Genomic DNA, 3,730 nt, shown 5'->3' on the forward strand with positions numbered 1-3,730 from the left:
GCACCCGTCCCGGGCGAGTACACCACCGCCACGAACGGTCTACACCCGGCTCTCGTTCACACCGAAGCAGTGGCTCTCATATGACCCGACAAAATCAAGCAGGGCCTGGCAGGCGGCGCGCAGGGCTTCGGCGGACCATCCCCGCGGGCGCGGGGAGCAGCAGGCGCTGCCGGCCGCGGCGATGAGCGCGGTGGGACCATCCCCGCGGGCGCGGGGAGCAGCGCAACGACCACCAGAGCCACACCTACGAGGTGGGACCATCCCCGCGGGCGCGGGGAGCAGGCCACCGGCGACGGCGGCCTGAACCTGTCCGCGGGACCATCCCCGCGGGCGCGGGGAGCAGTGGCACCCGGTTCCGGGTCCAGTAGGGGGCGCCGGGACCATCCCCGCGGGCGCGGGGAGCAGCCGCACGCGAGCGTCTTCAGCGGGACCTCGCGGGGACCATCCCCGCGGGCGCGGGGAGCAGCATCAGGCGACCCGCTCCACCACGAGGTACGAGGGACCATCCCCGCGGGCGCGGGGAGCAGAGGTAGGCGTCGCCGCCCTCGACCGGGTTCGCGGGACCATCCCCGCGGGCGCGGGGAGCAGCGTACGAGCCCGCGATCCGCCGCTGGGAACTGGGGATCATCCCCGCGGGCGCGGGGAGCAGGCGGGAAAAGTGCGAAGCTGATTCGGGAAACAGGGACCATCCCCGCGGGCGCGGGGAGCAGCTGCCCTTCCTCCCGACCGCGACGATGATCTGGGGACCATCCCCGCGGGCGCGGGGAGCAGCCGTACCCCCGTTTTTGGGGGTACGGGCGGGCGGGGACCATCCCCGCGGGCGCGGGGAGCAGCCCCGCCCCCAAGTCGCCGTACTGGAGGGCAAGGGACCATCCCCGCGGGCGCGGGGAGCAGCGCAGCACTTCGTCCATCCGACCCGGGCCGGAGGGACCATCCCCGCGGGCGCGGGGAGCAGTCTTGTTGACCTGCGGTGTTATGTGCCGGTGGGCCGGGAATCCTCAAGCTTCAGGGATTCGGACATTGGCGACATCAGGTCACTTCCTTTCCCGGACGGGCTGGCAGCCCTTCAGCGTGTGGGCGAGGCGAGGTTTCGTGGTCGCCTGGTTCTGCACCGGGTGGCCGGCGTACGGCATGGCGGTGGCTGGCTGTTGTTCGGTGGTGCTGTGGAGGTGTCAAGGAGCATGGTGGTGCGGGCGCATCCTCGCACGGCCCTCCGACAACACACCCGCTGGCTCCCTCGCGCGCGGAGAAGCAGAGCACCGCCCCAGGCCTGCTGCGCGGTGGCCGGGACCATCCCCGCGAGGGCGGGGAGCAGGTAATCAGCGCGGAGACGGACGTGGTGCTCCGGGGACCATCCCCGCACGGGCGGGGAGCAGCCGGGCCGCGAAGCTGGTTGCCTCGATCCGCTGGGGGCCATCCCCGCAGGCGCGGGGAGTAGATCGCGGCGAGGTGGGCGCCGACGTGCGCGGCGGGGCCATCCCCGCGCGGGCGGGGAGCAGTGCTACTGGAAGGAGCTGACGGAAGCATCCCCGCGCGGGTCGGGAGCAGGTCAGCGTGATCCGCAGCAGGGCCAAGGACCGGGGACCATCCCCGCGTGGGCGGGGAGCAGGCCAGCAAGGCGGATAGGGCAGCGGTGCCGGCGGGGCCATCTCCACAGCCCTGCTGGAGTTCGTCTCCGGCAGGCGTTGGGTTTCCAGGGTCTACGGTTCCAGGCGGGGGTCGTCGATGTCGACGGTCGCGACTCCGGGCGGATACAGCTCCGCACGGGCTGTCAGGATCAGGTGCTGCAGCGGACGTGCCGGGGTGGGCAGGCTCGTCGCGATGGCGTGGGCCACGTCCTGGCCTCCGTACCCGTCGCGGACCATGGTCGCCACCACCACGGCGGAAGTCGCGTCCAAGGGTTCGAATTCGAGCGCCGGCAACGCCAGGATCGCTTGCGCGGCGCCCTCGTCCCCCACTTCCACTTCCACGAGGCACAGCACCGGGACCAGAAGGTGCTGGAAGGGGCTGTGCAGCGCGGAGTCCACAATCCGATGCAGGCGCGGATGGCCGGCGGCCAGCGCGGCCAGTGCGCTGGAATCCAGAATGATCACGCGCTGCGCCGGGGGGTGACCTTGGCGCGCACGTCTGCTGCGGCGATGTCGTAGACCCGCTGCAGCAAGTCCGGGCCCTTATCCAAGTCCGCGTCCGGCAGGGTCATTCCGAAGTGCTCCCGCAGCAGCCGACGGCCTTCCGCGACACGTTCGGCGATCTGCTCCGCGGTGGGCTGCTGCTCCACCAGCAGGGCCACCTGGGTGCCGATCGTGGTGCCGCGGGCTGCCGCGAGAGCGGCCAGCCGGTCACGCGTCTCAGGGGAGACCTTGATCGTCGCATCAGCCATAACGTGATCGTACACCGCTGGTACACCAATGGTGTACGGGCTTGTTCGGCAATGCCGGGACGGCGAAAGAGGAATCCTGCAGACGGGGTAATTCCTGATGGACGTGCACCTGTCTTATGCCCAGAGACCATCTCCGCGGGCGCGGGAAGCAGGGCGCACCTGGCACCAAGCAGCTGAGGGCGTCGGGACCATCCCCGCGCGGGCGGGGAGCAGTACGCCCTGGTCGACCGAGTCGGCCGGATCCTGGGACCATCCCTGCGCGGGCGGGGAGCGGATCGCCGTGGTCGAGGCCCTCTCCTGGGGCCTGGGGCCATCCCCGCGCGGGTGGGGAGCAGTCCGCACCGGCTGGGACCACATCACCTGGTTCGGGACCATCCCCGCGCGGGCGGGGAGCAGTCCCGGCTGGTGCGCTGGCTGTTCAACCGCCCGGGACCATCCCCGCGCGGGCGGGGAGCAGGCCTGCGCCGGGATCGCGGCGGCCTCGGGCCGGGGACCATCCCCGCGCGGGCGGGGAGCAGCTGAGGTACACCACGCCGGTGGGCGACGCACCGGGACCATCCCCGCGCGGGCGGGGAGCAGTTGATCTGCGGCCGGCGGACCCGCAGGTAGTCGGGACCATCCCCGCGCGGGCGGGGAGCAGCCTTGTTGACCTGCGGTGTTATTCGTTGGAAGCGCGGAAATTCGCTACTTTCTGGTAATTGGATATTAGGGACATAGTGACGCCCTCCTTCCTTTTGGAAGAGTCGGCAGCCTTCGAGGCGTGGGCAGGGCGGAGCTTTGCGACCGCTGGTCCTGCGGCGGGTGGCCGGGGCTTGTGCCACGGCGGTGGCCACCTGTTGTTCGGTGGTGTTGTGGAGGTGTCAAGGATCGGTGGAGCGAGGCTGGATGCTCTCACAGCGGTATGACATCGGGCAGGGTTCTCGGCCATTGGTCCGGGCTTCTGGAGGGTCCGAAGGGGTTGGGGGCCAGGGCGTTCTTCTTGCGGGCGGGGGGGCGGACGGCGGCGCTGTGGTCGGGGGGTGTCTGCGGTGCCGGCCGTGTGGTGTTCCTTGTAGCCCGGAGGGTGGGCTGAGTGGTGTGCGGTCCCGGAGTGGGGCGGTCTGGCAGTGGGGCTGGTCGTGCTGTCGTTTCGCCAACTGTCCGTAGGTCGTCGGGTTTTCGTTCTGGCGAGGGTGAGCGGTTGTTGCCGGTCCATATGATCGCCCGTCATCTGCGGCTGTCTGCCGGAGTCGTACAGGGCGGAATGGGGTGGGTGTGGACGGTCACGTAATTCCTCAAGGGCCGTGGTCACGTAATTCCCCAGGTCCTGGCTGTGCGAGGGGCTAGGTTGGTGAGCGTGATGACGCGGGG

At 70.8% G+C, this 3,730-nt stretch carries 2 protein-coding genes and 1 CRISPR repeat array; both genes read right to left on the minus strand.

Annotated elements, in window-relative coordinates:
• Nucleotides 1-131: 131 nt before the first annotated feature.
• Nucleotides 132-955: direct repeats of the CRISPR family, unit length 29 nt; unit sequence GGGACCATCCCCGCGGGCGCGGGGAGCAG.
• Nucleotides 956-1,700: 745 nt separating this feature from the next.
• The gene (locus tag ABD345_RS39770; RefSeq protein ID WP_344559688.1) at nt 1,701-2,093 is read right to left on the minus strand and encodes a PIN domain-containing protein; all 393 of its coding nucleotides are present in this window, start codon (nt 2,091-2,093) and stop codon (nt 1,701-1,703) included.
• Complete coding sequence (locus ABD345_RS39775; protein ID WP_344559690.1) at nt 2,090-2,380, minus strand: hypothetical protein; 291 nt, start codon at nt 2,378-2,380, stop codon at nt 2,090-2,092. The genes ABD345_RS39770 and ABD345_RS39775 overlap by 4 nt, the downstream gene beginning before the upstream one ends.
• Nucleotides 2,381-3,730 lie beyond the last annotated feature (1,350 nt).

The organism is Kitasatospora saccharophila, assembly GCF_039529925.1.
In the GTDB taxonomy this organism is placed as follows: Bacteria; Actinomycetota; Actinomycetes; order Streptomycetales; family Streptomycetaceae; genus Kitasatospora; species Kitasatospora saccharophila.

Bases quoted from the DNA above. Each gene is read 5' to 3' on its own strand.
- ABD345_RS39775 (WP_344559690.1), bottom strand. From the start codon at position 2,380: ATGGCTGATGCGACGATCAAGGTCTCCCCTGAGACGCGTGACCGGCTG.